This window comes from Streptomyces sp. NPDC020747 (assembly GCF_044334695.1).
Taxonomy (GTDB): Bacteria; Actinomycetota; Actinomycetes; order Streptomycetales; family Streptomycetaceae; genus Streptomyces.
Genome location: NZ_JBIRTJ010000013.1, coordinates 194,574 through 207,903, shown reverse-complemented (window position 1 = coordinate 207,903; position 13,330 = coordinate 194,574). Strand labels below are relative to the sequence as shown.

General features: G+C 68.9%; 25 protein-coding genes. 7 read left to right on the top strand and 18 right to left on the bottom strand.

The window, feature by feature from the left end; all coding sequences use genetic code 11:
- Positions 1-107 precede the first annotated feature (107 nt).
- The 6 genes from ACH4YP_RS31680 to ACH4YP_RS31655 form a co-directional block, all read right to left on the bottom strand.
- The gene (locus tag ACH4YP_RS31680) at positions 108-374 is read right to left on the bottom strand and encodes a hypothetical protein (RefSeq protein ID WP_398494098.1); all 267 of its coding nucleotides are present in this window, start codon (positions 372-374) and stop codon (positions 108-110) included.
- Positions 374-658 (bottom strand): hypothetical protein, encoded by a 285-nt coding sequence (locus tag ACH4YP_RS31675; protein WP_398494096.1) that lies wholly within the window; start codon positions 656-658, stop codon positions 374-376. Before ACH4YP_RS31675 ends, ACH4YP_RS31680 begins: the two co-directional genes overlap by 1 nt.
- Before the next feature lie 51 nt (positions 659-709).
- Positions 710-913, bottom strand: a complete 204-nt coding sequence (locus tag ACH4YP_RS31670) for a hypothetical protein (protein ID WP_398494095.1) — start codon at positions 911-913, stop codon at positions 710-712.
- Positions 914-1,013: 100 nt separating this feature from the next.
- Positions 1,014-1,169: a hypothetical protein gene (locus tag ACH4YP_RS31665; protein ID WP_398494093.1), complete on the bottom strand. Its 156-nt coding sequence runs from the start codon at positions 1,167-1,169 to the stop codon at positions 1,014-1,016.
- Complete coding sequence (locus ACH4YP_RS31660) at positions 1,169-1,510, bottom strand: hypothetical protein (RefSeq protein ID WP_398494092.1); 342 nt, start codon at positions 1,508-1,510, stop codon at positions 1,169-1,171. The genes ACH4YP_RS31665 and ACH4YP_RS31660 overlap by 1 nt, the downstream gene beginning before the upstream one ends.
- An 88-nt stretch (positions 1,511-1,598) precedes the next feature.
- Positions 1,599-2,051 (bottom strand): hypothetical protein, encoded by a 453-nt coding sequence (locus tag ACH4YP_RS31655; protein ID WP_398494090.1) that lies wholly within the window; start codon positions 2,049-2,051, stop codon positions 1,599-1,601.
- Between the two features lie 216 nt (positions 2,052-2,267).
- Between ACH4YP_RS31655 and ACH4YP_RS31650 the strand changes: the two genes are divergently transcribed.
- The 6 genes from ACH4YP_RS31650 to ACH4YP_RS31625 all read left to right on the top strand — a co-directional run bounded on the left by ACH4YP_RS31650 (position 2,268) and on the right by ACH4YP_RS31625 (position 6,851).
- Positions 2,268-2,543, top strand: a complete 276-nt coding sequence (locus tag ACH4YP_RS31650) for a hypothetical protein (protein WP_398494088.1) — start codon at positions 2,268-2,270, stop codon at positions 2,541-2,543.
- Positions 2,544-2,674: 131 nt separating this feature from the next.
- A complete protein-coding gene (locus ACH4YP_RS31645; protein WP_398494086.1) occupies positions 2,675-3,880 on the top strand; it encodes a helix-turn-helix transcriptional regulator in 1,206 nt (401 codons plus the stop codon).
- 99 nt (positions 3,881-3,979) lie between these two features.
- On the top strand, positions 3,980-4,447 hold the full coding sequence (locus tag ACH4YP_RS31640; protein ID WP_398494084.1) for a DUF6907 domain-containing protein: 468 nt from the start codon (positions 3,980-3,982) through the stop codon (positions 4,445-4,447).
- 1,084 nt (positions 4,448-5,531) lie between these two features.
- Positions 5,532-5,831 (top strand): hypothetical protein, encoded by a 300-nt coding sequence (locus tag ACH4YP_RS31635; RefSeq protein ID WP_398494083.1) that lies wholly within the window; start codon positions 5,532-5,534, stop codon positions 5,829-5,831.
- Between the two features lie 144 nt (positions 5,832-5,975).
- Positions 5,976-6,365, top strand: a complete 390-nt coding sequence (locus ACH4YP_RS31630; protein WP_398494081.1) for a hypothetical protein — start codon at positions 5,976-5,978, stop codon at positions 6,363-6,365.
- Positions 6,366-6,677: 312 nt separating this feature from the next.
- Positions 6,678-6,851, top strand: a complete 174-nt coding sequence (locus ACH4YP_RS31625) for a hypothetical protein (RefSeq protein ID WP_398494079.1) — start codon at positions 6,678-6,680, stop codon at positions 6,849-6,851.
- 59 nt (positions 6,852-6,910) lie between these two features.
- Here the strand turns inward: ACH4YP_RS31625 and ACH4YP_RS31620 are convergent, their stop codons facing one another.
- Positions 6,911-7,186: a hypothetical protein gene (locus tag ACH4YP_RS31620; RefSeq protein WP_398494077.1), complete on the bottom strand. Its 276-nt coding sequence runs from the start codon at positions 7,184-7,186 to the stop codon at positions 6,911-6,913.
- 108 nt (positions 7,187-7,294) lie between these two features.
- Here ACH4YP_RS31620 and ACH4YP_RS31615 point away from each other — a divergent pair, with 108 nt between their 5' ends.
- The gene (locus ACH4YP_RS31615; protein ID WP_398494076.1) at positions 7,295-7,831 is read left to right on the top strand and encodes a hypothetical protein; all 537 of its coding nucleotides are present in this window, start codon (positions 7,295-7,297) and stop codon (positions 7,829-7,831) included.
- A gap of 57 nt (positions 7,832-7,888) precedes the next feature.
- Here ACH4YP_RS31615 and ACH4YP_RS31610 read toward each other — a convergent pair whose 3' ends face one another.
- The 11 genes from ACH4YP_RS31610 to ACH4YP_RS31560 form a co-directional block, all read right to left on the bottom strand.
- Complete coding sequence (locus tag ACH4YP_RS31610) at positions 7,889-8,317, bottom strand: hypothetical protein (RefSeq protein WP_398494074.1); 429 nt, start codon at positions 8,315-8,317, stop codon at positions 7,889-7,891.
- Entirely contained in the window at positions 8,314-8,898 is a 585-nt protein-coding gene (locus tag ACH4YP_RS31605) for a hypothetical protein (RefSeq protein ID WP_398494072.1), read from the bottom strand. Before ACH4YP_RS31605 ends, ACH4YP_RS31610 begins: the two co-directional genes overlap by 4 nt.
- A complete protein-coding gene (locus tag ACH4YP_RS31600; RefSeq protein ID WP_398494070.1) occupies positions 8,895-9,065 on the bottom strand; it encodes a hypothetical protein in 171 nt (56 codons plus the stop codon). The genes ACH4YP_RS31605 and ACH4YP_RS31600 overlap by 4 nt, the downstream gene beginning before the upstream one ends.
- A complete protein-coding gene (locus tag ACH4YP_RS31595; protein ID WP_398494069.1) occupies positions 9,062-9,277 on the bottom strand; it encodes a hypothetical protein in 216 nt (71 codons plus the stop codon). The genes ACH4YP_RS31600 and ACH4YP_RS31595 overlap by 4 nt, the downstream gene beginning before the upstream one ends.
- Positions 9,278-9,338: 61 nt before the next feature.
- The gene (locus ACH4YP_RS31590) at positions 9,339-9,497 is read right to left on the bottom strand and encodes a hypothetical protein (RefSeq protein WP_398494067.1); all 159 of its coding nucleotides are present in this window, start codon (positions 9,495-9,497) and stop codon (positions 9,339-9,341) included.
- Positions 9,494-9,808, bottom strand: a complete 315-nt coding sequence (locus ACH4YP_RS31585; protein WP_398494065.1) for a hypothetical protein — start codon at positions 9,806-9,808, stop codon at positions 9,494-9,496. The genes ACH4YP_RS31590 and ACH4YP_RS31585 overlap by 4 nt, the downstream gene beginning before the upstream one ends.
- A gap of 145 nt (positions 9,809-9,953) precedes the next feature.
- Positions 9,954-10,214: a hypothetical protein gene (locus tag ACH4YP_RS31580; protein WP_398494063.1), complete on the bottom strand. Its 261-nt coding sequence runs from the start codon at positions 10,212-10,214 to the stop codon at positions 9,954-9,956.
- Positions 10,211-10,492 (bottom strand): hypothetical protein, encoded by a 282-nt coding sequence (locus ACH4YP_RS31575; protein ID WP_398494061.1) that lies wholly within the window; start codon positions 10,490-10,492, stop codon positions 10,211-10,213. Before ACH4YP_RS31575 ends, ACH4YP_RS31580 begins: the two co-directional genes overlap by 4 nt.
- Entirely contained in the window at positions 10,489-11,910 is a 1,422-nt protein-coding gene (locus ACH4YP_RS31570; protein ID WP_398494059.1) for a hypothetical protein, read from the bottom strand. Before ACH4YP_RS31570 ends, ACH4YP_RS31575 begins: the two co-directional genes overlap by 4 nt.
- A gap of 98 nt (positions 11,911-12,008) precedes the next feature.
- Complete coding sequence (locus ACH4YP_RS31565) at positions 12,009-12,515, bottom strand: hypothetical protein (protein ID WP_398494057.1); 507 nt, start codon at positions 12,513-12,515, stop codon at positions 12,009-12,011.
- Positions 12,516-12,583: 68 nt separating this feature from the next.
- Positions 12,584-13,312 carry an SAM-dependent methyltransferase gene (locus ACH4YP_RS31560; RefSeq protein WP_398494055.1) on the bottom strand — a complete coding sequence of 243 codons (729 nt, stop codon included), beginning with the start codon at positions 13,310-13,312 and terminating at the stop codon, positions 12,584-12,586.
- Positions 13,313-13,330: the final 18 nt, after the last annotated feature.

The window sequence follows — 13,330 nt, the reverse complement described above, 5'->3', positions numbered from 1 at the left end:
CCCCTGCCTGCGGTTGAGGCGGTGGCCCGGGTTCGGTCCGGCAGAGGCTGGGTGCCGTGGCGGCGGTCGGGGGGTGTGCCGCCGCCACGGCCGAACAGGGAAGGCGGTCAGAACCACCGCCGCTTCTTCGGCTCTACTGCGGGCTCGGCCTGCTCGGCCTGAGCCCGCAGCCGCCTTGCCGTCGCTAGATCCCGGCGAGGTACGGCAAGCACTTCCTCGGGGACAACGCCCCTGTTCCAAGCCGTGTCGCCGATCTCCCGTCCGGCCACAGCGGCCCGATAGTCGGCCTCGTCAGCCTGCTGACGGAGAGCGGCGGCCCGCTCGGCCGCGTACTGCTGCTCCGGCGTCAGCGTGTCCTTCGCGCGGCGGCCCATCAGGCGGCCTCCACCCAACTGGTGAGCTCGGCGAGCTGGTCGACGAGCCGCGGCCCGAACGGGTTCGCACCGTCGATCTCCGCAGCCCGGGCGAAGATCCGGTCAAGGGCGGCCCAGTCGTCGGCCCGGTCGGCGGCGATCGCCCGCAGCGTCAACTCGGCGGACTCGTCACCCCGCGCCTCCTCCCAAGAGGCGTCGACCTGGTCGACCAGAAGACCGGAACGGATCTCCCGAACCTCGGCGGACACGGAGGCGAGATCGGCGGAGAAGAAGAACGGAGACATGGGTGGGACCCTTTCGGTCACAGGAACTGGTGGGGGTGGAGCGGGGGTGCGTCAGTAGATGCGGTTCAGGGCGCTGCTGGAGGCGCGGGCGGCGTCGGAGACATCGCGGTAGTCGCTGGCGAGGTCGCGCTGAAACTCGGCCGCAACACTGTGGCCCTTCGACTCCAGGTCGGCGGCAACCTGCTCCCGGCCGTCCGCGTAGCCGTCGTACTCGGCGGCGATCGCGGCACGCTGCTCGGCAGTGAACTTCGGCATAGCGGTCCTCTCGAATGAGGTGAGGGTGGGGTTGGAAGCCGCGCTGACGGGGGCCGCGGGGGATGGGTTAACCCCGCCAGCGCGGCGGTCTTGGGGTTAGCTAGTGCCAGCTGTGGCAGCGGTCCCGCCAGTCGAGATGCACCGGGCAGGTCGCCCGCCGGTCGGCCGGAACACCGTCCCGGGACTCGGCGTACAGCTTCTGCAGCAGATCGTCCGAAGCATCAGCCGGAACACGAGGCCTCGTCGGGGTCGCCATCAGACGTCACCGTCCTCGAACGGCGGGTAGATGGTGGCCCTGATGGCGCCGCCCACCCCGTAACCCACGTCCAACCGGAACTTGCCGTACAGGTGGATGGCGCCGTCGGAACTGGTGCGCTCCGGCGTCACCGCCGCACCCAACTGGCGGCCCCAGGCGTCGAACGCGGCCCGCATCTCGGCCGGCGTCGACGTCAACGTGTCGACGTCACCGACCAGAGCGCCGGAGACCGGGATCGTCCACGTGATGACCGGCAGGTCGTTCAGCTTCAGCAGACCGCCGAGCGCCTTGTGCGCGTCACGCTGCCAACGCAGCCTCGAAGCGTTCGGGACCGCGCCCATCACCGCACCGCCGTCGGGTAGGGGTGCGGGCCGCAGGGGCGCTCGGGAAGCTTGTCCTTCACCTTGCCGTGCTCATCGGCGGCCAGCATCACGCCACCCCGATCAAGTCGAGGCGGCCGGCCTGCTCCAGCTGGCAGCGGCACATCCGCATCTCGTCCTGCGCAACCAGACAGCCATCGAAGTCGAAGTCGGCAGCAGCGCGGCGACAGTCCAGCGACGCCAGCCGATACCGGCCCGCCGTCTCTGCGGGGGCGATCAGGTCCAGGCGGCCAGCCTCGGCGAGAGTCTCGAACGCCTTAGTCAGGCTCAACTGCGCAGACACCAGCGAGTGAAACTCGCCACCCGACAGTGTCGACGCGGGGCGGGCGATCAGCTCGTCGTAGCGGGCCGTCGCGATCTCGTACACCGTCACGGCGCGGACGACAGCCGGATCGGCGAGCTTCAGGTCCAGACGGGCCAGGGCCGATACGGCAGCGGCAGGCAGCGGAGCGGTGGGCACGCCAGTTCCGGCACTGGCGTCATGCCAAGTACGATCTGTCATGTCTGGTCCTCCTGATAGCGCAGGTGGTTCCGGATGTCCTGACCAGGTGTGCAACCACCTGTCGGGCAGGCCCTCTCCGGCGTGCAACCGTCGGAGGGGGCTGTTGAGCAGCCCCGGTTTGGTGTGCAACCACCTACCGGGGCTTGGTTCGTTTTCGACAGTAGAGGAGAACTCCCTTCTTGACAAGTACGTGGTGCAGAGAGGAAGAATGTGGACATGCAGACCGATGACGAGAGAGGAGGGATGCCCGACTTCGTCACTTTCACCCAGATCGCAGATCGCCTCAACGAACTGGGCCTCGTGAGCCGCCCCATCACGCGGCAGGGCGTCCGGTACATCGCAGAACATGACCCGGACTGGCCCATCCCGCCCGACCAATGGATCATGGCGGGCAGGGCTTGGGTGATGGTCTGGGGCCCCATCGAGAAGTTCTTCCGTGAGCGCGAGAAGCCGCGCGGAAGGGGCGCCGCCCCCGAAAAGCCCGAGCAGTAATTCCTCATGAATCCAGAGCACACCCGCACCGGATACCGCCTCTAGGTACTGCCTGTCGCCTGTATGGCAATTCGCCAACTGGCGACAGGCGGGGGCCTGTTCCGCCTCTCAGTAGTCGGGAGACTGATGGCATGACCTTCGCTGCCGAACTCCGCGAGTACCGCTACGCTCGCGGCTTTTCCCTCGCCGATCTAGCCGAACAAGTCCACTTCCATCGCGGGTTCATCCACCGCGTAGAGACCGGCGAGCGTGCGCCGAATCAGAAGCTCGCCGAGGCAGCAGACATCGCACTGCAGGCCGCTGGCGCCCTGGTCCGCGCATTCCAGCAGGATGAGAGCGTGCGCCACGATGAGGCCGTCACCCGCAAAGCGCTCGCCTCATCCCTGGCCACCACCCGCTCCCTGTGCGAGCTGGCCGACCTGGAGCTGGACGAGATCGGCGGCGGCGTGGAAGAGGCGGCGGTCGACTACCTGGGATGGCCGCCGGCTCCGATGCTCCAGCGCGCGGACGCCCTGCGCACCGACGTGCTTCAGCGGCTTCGCGACTACCGGCACGGCCCGCACGAGCGAGCCGATCTGTACGTCGCAGCTGGCCGCCTGTCCGGCGTCCTCGCCTACGCGGCGCTCGACCTCGGAGACTCGCAGGCGGCGTTAGAGCATGCCCGCGCCGCAGCCCGCTGCGCCCGGTACGCCGGAGACATGGAGCTCCTGGTCTGGGTACGCGGCACCCAGTCTCTGATCTCCCGCTTCAACGGCGACTACGGCATCGCCCTCGACTACGTCCGCGACGGCATGCAGCATGTCGCCGAAGGGCACGGCACTGGAGAGGCCCGACTGCTGTGCGGCGAGGCCCAGTGCCTGGCGAACCTCGGCGACTCCCGGGCCGCGAACGCCGCCCTCAACGCAGCCGAGCAGGCGCGCGAGCGCGTACACCGCCCCGACTCCCTGGCCGGCCTGTTCGAGTTCTCTGAGACGAAGCAGCGGTACTACGCCGGCTCGTCGCTCATCTGGCTCGACGGCGGGGACGACGCTCGCCGGGCCGCGACCGAGGCCCAAGCTGCGATCGACTCGTGGGCGCAGATGCCCGCCGAGCAGCGTTCCCTTGACGACGAGCGACTGGCCCACATCTACAAGGCGACCGCGCTGGTGCAGCTCAACGACGTCGAAGGTGCAGCGGACGCCATGGCGCCGATCCTCACGCTGCCCCGCGAATCCCAGATCTCCTGGATCTCGAAGCGAGCCGGCCGTGTCGGCTCAATGCTCAGCACACCGAGATTCCAGGGCTCCCCCGCCGCAACGGATCTCAGGGAGGCGATCGCCGCACTCAAAACTGCCTGAAGAACGGCGACGGCCGAGGTGGTGGAACACCCCGGCCGCCAACAACCAGCGGATGCAACCGCTGATCAAACCCCACTCTGAGCAGAGAAGAGGCCTTCAATGACTGTAATCGAAGAGACGACGGCAGGCACTGTGCCGCAGGCCACGCAGCCCCGCACGTGGTCGTTCATCAACCGCCGGACGAGCGAGCCGATGGCCGTGACCTGCATGACCGGGTGCACCATCGATCACACCCAAGAGATGGGCCGGGCGATCTTCCCCGAGGACATCTGGTGCTGGACGCTGGCGGAGGACATGACGCTGCCGGTGAACGCGGACGGCAAGCCGGAAGAGTTCCGCATCCTGTCGACCGTCATCAAGGTCGAGCCGTGGTCTCCGAAGATCGCGGACCGGCTGCCGTTCGCTGTGATCGAGCTGGTCGATGACCACTTCGTCGACGGGCTGGACCCTGACGGACTTGAGACGGTCATCCGCACGCTCGCCGAGCGGCTGGATCAGATGCGAGCCATGCAACGCCGCCTCGTCGAAGTCCGAGCGCAGTACATGCGGCGGGCGCGCACCGCCTAGCGCTGTCAGTCCCGGCTCGTACATTGAACTGAAGCGCAACGGCGGGCCCGCTCAGAGGAGTTGAGCGGGCCCGCTTCGGATCATCCGAAGAGACGGCCAAGGGGTCGGTAGGAGTCCTCGCGTGACAACCGCACAAAAGCGATCAGCCCGCTCGATACAAGCGGAGGCGGAATTCCGCTCCCGTGTCGAAGCGCTAGGCGGTGCAGTGCTCTACGAGACATGGAGCGGATCCGATAAAAGGCATCGCGTCCGGTGCATCAAGGGGCACGAAAGCGCACCGCGTCCAACCGATGTACAGAAACGTGGCGGCATCTGCCGCACGTGCGCGGGCAACGACCCCAAAGCCGCAGAAGCAACGTTCCGAGCGCGCCTCGCTGAGGTCGGCGCGACTCTGGTTGAGCCGGAATGGCGCGGGGCGATCGCCAGGCATGAGGCGAGGTGCTCGGCAGGTCACACCTGCTACCCCATCCCGCACATGCTGCGTTGCAACCGGGTGTGCACCAAGTGTCCTCGGCCTGCATCTGTCGCAGCCTGGGAGAAGTTCCGGCAACGGGTCGAAGAACTGGGCGGGGAAGTTCTCGACACAGAATGGCGGGGGAGCCGGCAGAAGTATGCCGTCAGGTGCCCAGCGGGGCACCTGGGCCAGATCTGGCCCATCGGCCTCCACCAGGGGCGAGGCATGTGCAGCACTTGCACCGGCCAGAACCCACAGGTGGCATGGGAGAACTTTCGGTCCTTTGTCGAGCAGCTAGGCGGGACCGTTATAGAGGAGGCCTGGAAAGGCAAAGACAATCCGCATGCTTGCCTGTGCCCCGAGGGGCACGAATGCAGTCCCCGCCCAGGGCATCTGCGCAGGGGCATCGGCATGTGTCTCACGTGCGCCGGAATGGACCCTCGGGTCGCCGAGGCAGCGTTCCGCGCCCGGGTCGAAGAACTGGGCGGGGAAGTCCTTGAGTCGGAATGGCTCGGCAACGGGGCGCCTCATCGGGTTCGCTGCCCGGAGGGCCATGAGGGCGCACCAGCGCCGAGCTCAGTGAAGCAAGGCAACGGCATCTGCCGCATGTGCGCCGGAAAGGCGTGGGACGTGTTCTACGTCGTTGCTGACGAGATTAGCGACACCGTGAAGTTCGGTATCACATCAGGGGATCCGCGCCCTCGACTCGGCATACACGCCCGCGAGGGTCTCGACAGCGTGGTCCGCCTCGTCGAGGGCCTGCCCGGCGACCTGGCGCCGCGGCTTGAACGGGCCGTCCGTGCCGCGCTACGGGATGCACGGGAGGCGCCCGTTCGGGGCCGCGAGTACTTCCCGGCACGAACCCTGGGACTGATCCTCGACGTGACCGATGGGTGGACCACGTCGCCGCAAGTGGAGTCAGCCGCCTGACGGCACACGTCAGGGCCCCGCCCGATCGGGCGGGGCCTGCGTCGCCCACTCCCTCCGCCTCGCCGGGCTGTCCTGCCCTTCCGTCACGTGACTATCTCCTCACCTCTAGGGTGGCCTGTGCTGCCGCCGTGAAAGGATCCCGTTATGCGCCCCGCCGAGTTCCGCGACTTCCTGCTCGACCTGCTCAAGAACAGTCCTGACGTGCAGCGAGTGCAGGTCATCGAGTCGGGCAAGCACCCGTATGCGCTGGCTGCGACTGTGGGCGGCCGTGAATTTAAGTGGCAGGTGATTGGCCAGCTTGCGGACGGCGCGAAGCACGACACGCCGACGGCTGCGGTGAACGGCGGCCCGCCTGCCTATACGACGGCCCCTGCTGATGGCGCCCCGGACGCCTGGCTGGCTGGGGTGATCGGTGCTGCGGAGCCGGCGGACACGGAGCGGCTTGAGGTGTGGTCGGCGCGCAAGAAGCAGACCGATCCGGGGCTGACGGTGTTCTTCCGTAACGGGGAGCGCGCTTTCGTGCGCCTGCTCTGAGCCCCTCCCTGCTCCCTTCCGGCTGCCGCACGGTGACGGTGCACGGCGAATCACCCGCCGATAGAGGGAGCCCTCATGCGTGATCACGTCGATCCTGCTCAGTGTTCGGCCTCGTGTCCGGTCTGTGGCGCCTATGGCGGTGCGGAGCCTGGCCAGCCCGTGGCGCCGCATCAGCCGCAAGGCAGTCGTGAGATGTGCCCGGGGAGTGGGCAGCCTGCTGTGTAAGCACCTCGTAGCCCGTTCGGATGAGCGCCGCCACCTGTCGGGGCGGGGGCGCTCTACCGTGTCCAGCAGTCGAGGAGAGGAGCTGCCATGCCGGAGGAGCCGACGCCGGGCCCGTTGGGAACGGAGATGCGGGAGGCGACCTTCCCTGACGGGTCGCGAGGGATCGCACTGGTGAAGGCGGGCACGTCGCAGGACGATGCGGATCTGATCGCAGCGCAGGTGTGGGCAGGGCTGCCGGAGCAGGGCACGCCCAGCGAGTAGCCGCACACGTCGGTACGCCCCCACAGCCAGGATGGCTGTGGGGGCGTTGACGCGCCTGGCTACTCGCTGCCCTTCTTGGCTCGCCGTCCGGTGACGGTGCCGTTGACGAGGTGGCTGATGCGGCCGACGGAGAGTTCGACGAGCTCGGCTACCTCTTGGCCGGTGCGGGTCTTGCGCAGCTCGATGACGTCTGCGGCGCGGGCTTCCTTCAGGCGCTTGTCGTCCTCGACGGCTTTGAGGATGCGGGTGATTGCGCGGCCCCGTATGGCGGGGTCGTCGATAGCGAGGGCCTGCTCGATGGCTGCTTTGACGAGGTCGTCGGGGGCGGTCTCCATGCCTTCACTGTAGGCCTCTAAAAGAATCTCCGCTAGACCTCTAGACATGCGCTATAGAGGTCTATAGATTGGAGGTATCGAAGGACGCGGAACCCGAAGGAGACGGTCATGGCGAAGCAGTGGTGGACCCTCGGCAAGGAGCGCATGAACGAGGTCGCCGGCGCCAACGGCCACACCCTCACCTGGAAGCGCCTCCCCCGTGAGCACTCCGGCTGCGCCCTTATCTTCGAGGGCACCTGCACCGACTGCGGAGCCACCGTCCAGATCGACCGCTACGCGTCCACCTGCGCCACCATCCGCAACGCCCGCGACGAGCAGTGCTCCGGCCCTGGTACCGCGGTCCTCACCGAAGTCGAGCAGCAGCGGTCCAGCGAGCTCGCCGGTGAGGCGGTCGGCGAGTACGTGCAGGCTCTCCAGGACGCCGGCGTCACCTTTGCCCGCCCGCAGGCCCCGTTCCGCAACCCGCTCGCCCCTGAGAGCCAGTGCGGGATGATGAGCCGAGACGGCTACACCTGCAACCGCCGCCTCAACAAGCGAGGCACCCACAACATGAGCGGCGTCGGCAGCGGCCCCGACCACGTCGGCACCCACCCCGACGACAACTTCACGATGCCGTTCAGCGACGACGACCTGCTGACGGCCTGACCCCGGACAGCAGTGCGCCCCCGCGCCGGGGTTCCGGCCGGGGGCGTCGTCGTGCTGTCACCGTCTCGGTCGCGCGGGCCCATAGGGGCTCTGCCAGGCGGGCCGGTCGCGGCGCCGCGGTGGCGGGCAGTCGACGCAGCCGTCGGCCGCTTCCCGTGCCTGCTTGCCGAGCGCGTCGAGGGCCCGCCCGATCTCTTCCAGTTGCGGCTGGGCTGCTTCGCCCCAGGCTTGGAGGCGCTCGCGGAAGCGGCGGATCTGGTTGACGGCCTCGGTCGCATCGACGGTGATGACGACGACCCGTTCCTCGGGTCCGAAGCCGACGCTGGCGACGCCTTCGAGTTCCTGCCATTCGCCGTCGCCGCGCCTGATCGACAGCTTGGGCGGGCGCGGCTCGTATCCGGGCCTGCTGCGCACGGCGTCGACGCTGACCGTCCAGTCTTCAACAGCGTTGTCGATCTGGGCGAGGATGTCTTCGCTGCTGGTCACGGCGCCTCCCCTGCACGCTTGCTGTCCCAGTGAGCCCGGTCGTTGTCCCGGCATTCGTCCACGCTGGGCCCGCGGGCGCCGGCCTGTTCGTCCCTCTGGAGGTATGTCTGCCGCGCGGGATCGCCTTCGAACAGCTGCACGGCCCACGCGGCAGCGGTGTGAATTCCGGCGGCGATGCCTTCCTGGGCGAGCCGCACTTCCTCCCGGGTAGCTGTTCGGGCGCAGCGGAGCATCTTCGCCCGGTCGGCGGCGAGCTGGGCGAGGAGGCGCGGGTAGGCGGCGCCGGCGGCGTTCAACGCCATGTCCCGTTCCCGCCGTAGCTGCGCGGTCTCCCGCTGCACGACGGGCAGGATCGCGGTGGCCATGGCTTCGAACACTTCGCGGTCCATGGCGTAGGCGTCGGACCAGTGGGGGTCGCGGAGCGGGCGTTCGCGTTCGTAGAGGGCGGCGGCGATCTGGTCGCGGAGGTCGGGGCGCTGGGACGGCGAGGCCTCGCTGGGCTGCTTGAGGGGGTGCCGGTGGAAGCCGTGCGCCGCGCAGAAACCTTCCTCACCGGTGCACGGCTCGGGCTGGTCGGTCATCGGTTCCTCCGGGTCTTGCGTGCGAGTGCCCGTCGGGTGGCCCGGTTGGGCGGTGCGGGGTCGGGCGCGTTGTCGGCTATGTGCTGCTCGGTGCGGGCGAGTTGCTGCTCCCAGGTGACGCCGGGCCTGCCCGCCTTCTCGCCGCGCGGGCTGCTGGAGACGGTCACGGCTGCTCCAGGGCGTATCCGGAGCGGCGTCGGGCGCCAGTCTTGGTGCGGTCACTGTCATAGAGGTGGGTGACGAGGATCTGTCGGAAGCGTTTCCCGGTGACGGCGTCGACGACGTGGGCGCGGGCGTCGCCGGGACGGTAGGCGGTGATGCGGATACGGATGGATTCGCGGGGGTTGCAGTGGCGGTAGGTCTGGCCGGGCTGAATCATGTGCTGCTCCCGGTGTTGATGAGGCGGGCGAGCGCGAGGGCGTGGCGGTCGGCGGCCGTGGTCACAGGTACCTCCCGGTGGGCACGGTGACGGCGGTCCAGAGGGCGTGGGGGCCGGGGCCTTGGTCGCGGAGGTCGCGCATTTCGTGTTGGCGGCAGTCGAATCGGGTGGGGGTGTGGTCGCTGTCGTCGGGGTCGCGTAGTTCGTCGGCCGCGCTCACCGCTGCGCCTCCTCGGTGTCGTCGGTGTCGGGGAGGATGGGCGGCTCGTTGTCGACGAGGATCCACAGCGGCTCCCAGCTGCCGGGTTCGTGGGCGGACGGCTTCTCGTCGAGGGCGTAGAAGGCTCCGGTCTGGCCGTGCCATCCGATCTGCCGCCAGGTCTGTTGGGCGTCGAGGGTGTGGGTGTGCATCTCCTGGCCGCCGGGTTCGGAAGCGCGGCGGTAGGGGCGGTGGTCGTCGGGCAGGGTGGTCTGGTTGACCCAGGCGTCCGGGTTGGTTCGGATGTGGCGGTCACGAGGCTTGTCGGTCATGTGGTTTCGCTCCCAGGGTCGGGGTCGGGTGGGGTGTCGTGGCAGATGCAGGGGCAGTCGGTCTCGCCTTCTTCGCAGCAGTCGATGAAGCGACCGGAGACGTGGTGGATGGCGGCGTGGCGTTGGCGGGCTGCGTCGGCGGGGTTCATGCGGCCTCCCGGTAGCCCGGAGTCTCTGTGCGGCCCTCTGCGGCCTCAGGAGCCTCTCGATCGTCCAGGCCCTCATTCGGCCCGCCTGAGGCGCCACACGCCCTCCTGGCGCCCCTCCTGACGCGTTTCGCAGCCCACGTGACAACCGCCACCGCAGCCAACAGCAGGAGTGAGGCGATCGCGGAGCCAAGCATGATCCACTTGATGGCGGCGTCGAGCATCGCGTCGACCGCATCGAAGAACTCGATCACCGTCACGACGAGTCTCCGAACAGGTCGCGCTCCGGCGGGCCGCCAGCGGCACGTCGCGCCAGGTACGCCTTGAACTCGTCGACCGCCTGCCGATCCCCGTCCGTCAACCGGACGTTGGGGTTGTTGCCGCAGCGCGGGCCCACCGTCGTCTCCTCGACGGGCTCGGGGCAGAACCGGCAGTGGTCCGCCTCGGTGCCGTGAAACTCGGCCGGGTCGTCGTCGTGCAGCTGGCGGGCGACCGCGTCGAGGGCGGTACGCATCGGGTTGTCGGCGTCGCTGTTCACAGGGCTTCGAACTCCTTGCAGACGAGGTTGTCGGTGCTGTCGGGGTCGCATGCGTCGCAGAGGAGGCGTCCACTGACGGCGACGTGTTCGCCTCGGGTGTGGCCGCAGGTGCAGACGGTGCGCGGCCCGTGGGCCTCCTCGTCGGGCTGCGACACGACGGCGGGCTGCTCTTTGAGTGCGGCCCGGTGGGTGGCAACCACGCACTCGCCGGAGCAGTACGGGCGCTTGTCGCCAGTCCGGTACACGAGGTCGTCCTCGTGGTAGTCGCTGATGTCGTCACCGCAGCGAGGGCAGAGCAGCGTCACCTCGTCGACGTCGCAGTACTCGCACCCGTCCTGGCCGCAGGCGCACGACTGGCGCGGCTCGTGCCCGGCCTGTGTTTCGGGCTGCGGCAACACGGCGGCGGGCTTCTCCAGACATCCGCAGTCCCCGACCGCCCGTCCCTCGCAGACGTGCTCACCGAGCGGGGTCCCGGTGTCGGCGTGGAGCCGGTAGCGGTCGAGAGCGGCATCGAAGGCGTGCCACTCGTCCGTCTCGCCGCCGCAACTGTCGCGGAAGTTCTTCAGCCACTGCTCGAATGCGTCGCCGCGCCCGGCCTGCGTCTCGGCGGCCGCACCCGGGACGACGGCAGACACGGCGGCCAGGCGGCGCAGTGCGGCGGCGGCCTGATGTCCGAACATCTGCTGCACGCGGCGCCCGTCGGCCTCGAACCAGTCGGCGCCCTCCCGGAGTGCGGCGGCCCGCACGTCTGCCTGCTCGGCGTCCGCGACAGCCAGCACCGCGGCGGTGAGCGGCTGCGCGCGGTGAAGACGAGCTTCCTCCGCCGTGGCGGTCAGCGGCAGGCCTCCGGGGGTGTTGTGCTGCGGGCCGCCATAGCGTGGCTTGAGGGCGTCGGCCAGCGCCTGCGCGTACCGGTCGCGGCGTTCCACCGTGGGCGGTACGGCATCGGCCTCGTCGGGGATCACGCGAACCTCGGTGATCAGCAGATCGCTTGTTTCCGGGAACCGGTCCTCCGGCCCGTAGAAACTGTGGATCAGCCACCGCCTTCCGCCCGGCGCCGCGAACAACTCGAAGCGGGCGCTGTCGACGAGCGGCTTCTTGCGTTCCTCGGTCTCGCAGTAGGTGAACGCCCCGTTCAGGCTGGCGTGGTAGCCGTGGATACGCCGAAGCTCGTTGTCGCGGATCTCTGACACGCGGTACACGCGGGCCGGAGCCGGGGGCCGGTTGGCGGGCGGTACGGCGACAGACACGGCAGCAGGCGCGGCGTCCACCGTCTGCACGTCCGGATGCAGCCGGGCCACATGGTCATCCATGAGGGTGCGCGCGATCATCGGCCGGCCGGGGCACCAGGGGCACGGGTCGCGGACTTCGACGCGTCCTGCGATCGGGTTGGTGGAGTCGGGCGTCGGGTCGGTCATGGGGTTCTCCAGTCGGGTGCGGGGATGTGGGCTGCGTAGGGTTCGGGGTGCCGGCCGCTCCTGGCTTCAACAGGAGCGGCCGGTCTGCGTGCGGGTGGTCACGGGTTGAGGAGCACCTCGGACAGCTCCCGGAACCCGGCCGCCGCGCACAGGTCCGCAGCCAGCTGCGGCACCCCGGTCTGCGCCACGTGGACGAAGGCCTCACTGGTGAGGTCCTGGATCTGCAGCGTGACCGTGGGCCGGTCCTCGTCGTCGGCGGTGTCCGGGTGGATGGTGAGGAGGTTGCCGGCCGTGTCGTTCCACAGGGCTGGCTCGTGGCAGTCGGCCGGGTGGCGGGCGTCGGTGAGCGGTGTCGGAGACGGCTGCTCGGCGGATCCGCCGGCGAGGAACTCCTGCGCCTTCCGGTCGGCCGCCCCGGACGCGGCGTCCTTCTTGGCGATCTGGTCGATCAGGTAGCGGCGCTGGCCTTGGAGGCGGCGGATCTGGTCGACGAGCTCGGTGACGACGCGCGGGTTGATCTTGTCGCCGATGTGGGCTGCGGTCTCGGCGAGGACCGCGTACTCGTTGAGGTGCTGGTCGGTGAACGGGATGGTGGGATCAGTCATTGCGTCTCCTGGTGTACTGGGGGCACGGCCGCCGCTGGGTCCAACAGCGGCGGCCGGCCTGCGGGTGGTCATGCGGCGGCGGGCATCCGGCCGCGGATATGTGCGGCGGCGCGCTCGCCGATCCACTGCGCGAATTTCGGAGGGATGGCTTCGCAGACTTCGCGGATGCCGAGCTGGATCCGCTCCATCCGCGCGTCCTCCGGGACCTTGATCCACGGCATGCCCATGGCGTCACACGCCGCCCGCTGCCACTTCTTCGAGTGCTTGCCGCCGTGGATCGACATGAACGGCTTCTCCGGTGTGGGCAGATAACCGTTGCGCATGCAGCGCGCCACGTGCTTCGGATGCGCCGGCACCGCCAGGTCCCAGTTCGTCTCGAACACCCGGTGCCGGTAGACGATCAGGTCGAACATCGGGCCGCACAACGTCACCGGGTCGATCAACTCCCGGGCCGCCTCCTCGACGTTCTCGATGACGTAGGGCCGGCCGGTCGCGACCATCGCCTCCCGGGTCGGGGCGATCAGTCGCGGATAGGACTTCTTGTTGTAGGCGTTCAGGTTCGAGAAGTCCTGGCAGGGCGGCGACCCGTGGATCAAGTCGTACTCGTGGCCGTGGGCGCGGATGTATTCGATTGCGTCGCCCTGGATGAACGGGAACGGATAGTTCGGCTGCGGGTTGATGTCCACGCCGACGACGTCGAAGCCGGCCAGGTAGTAGCCCATGCCCATGCCGCCGGCGCAGCAGAACGTGTCGAGGACGGTCAGGCCATTCGGTGGGCGAGGGGGCAGGTTGATCACGGCGGTGTCTCCTGGTGG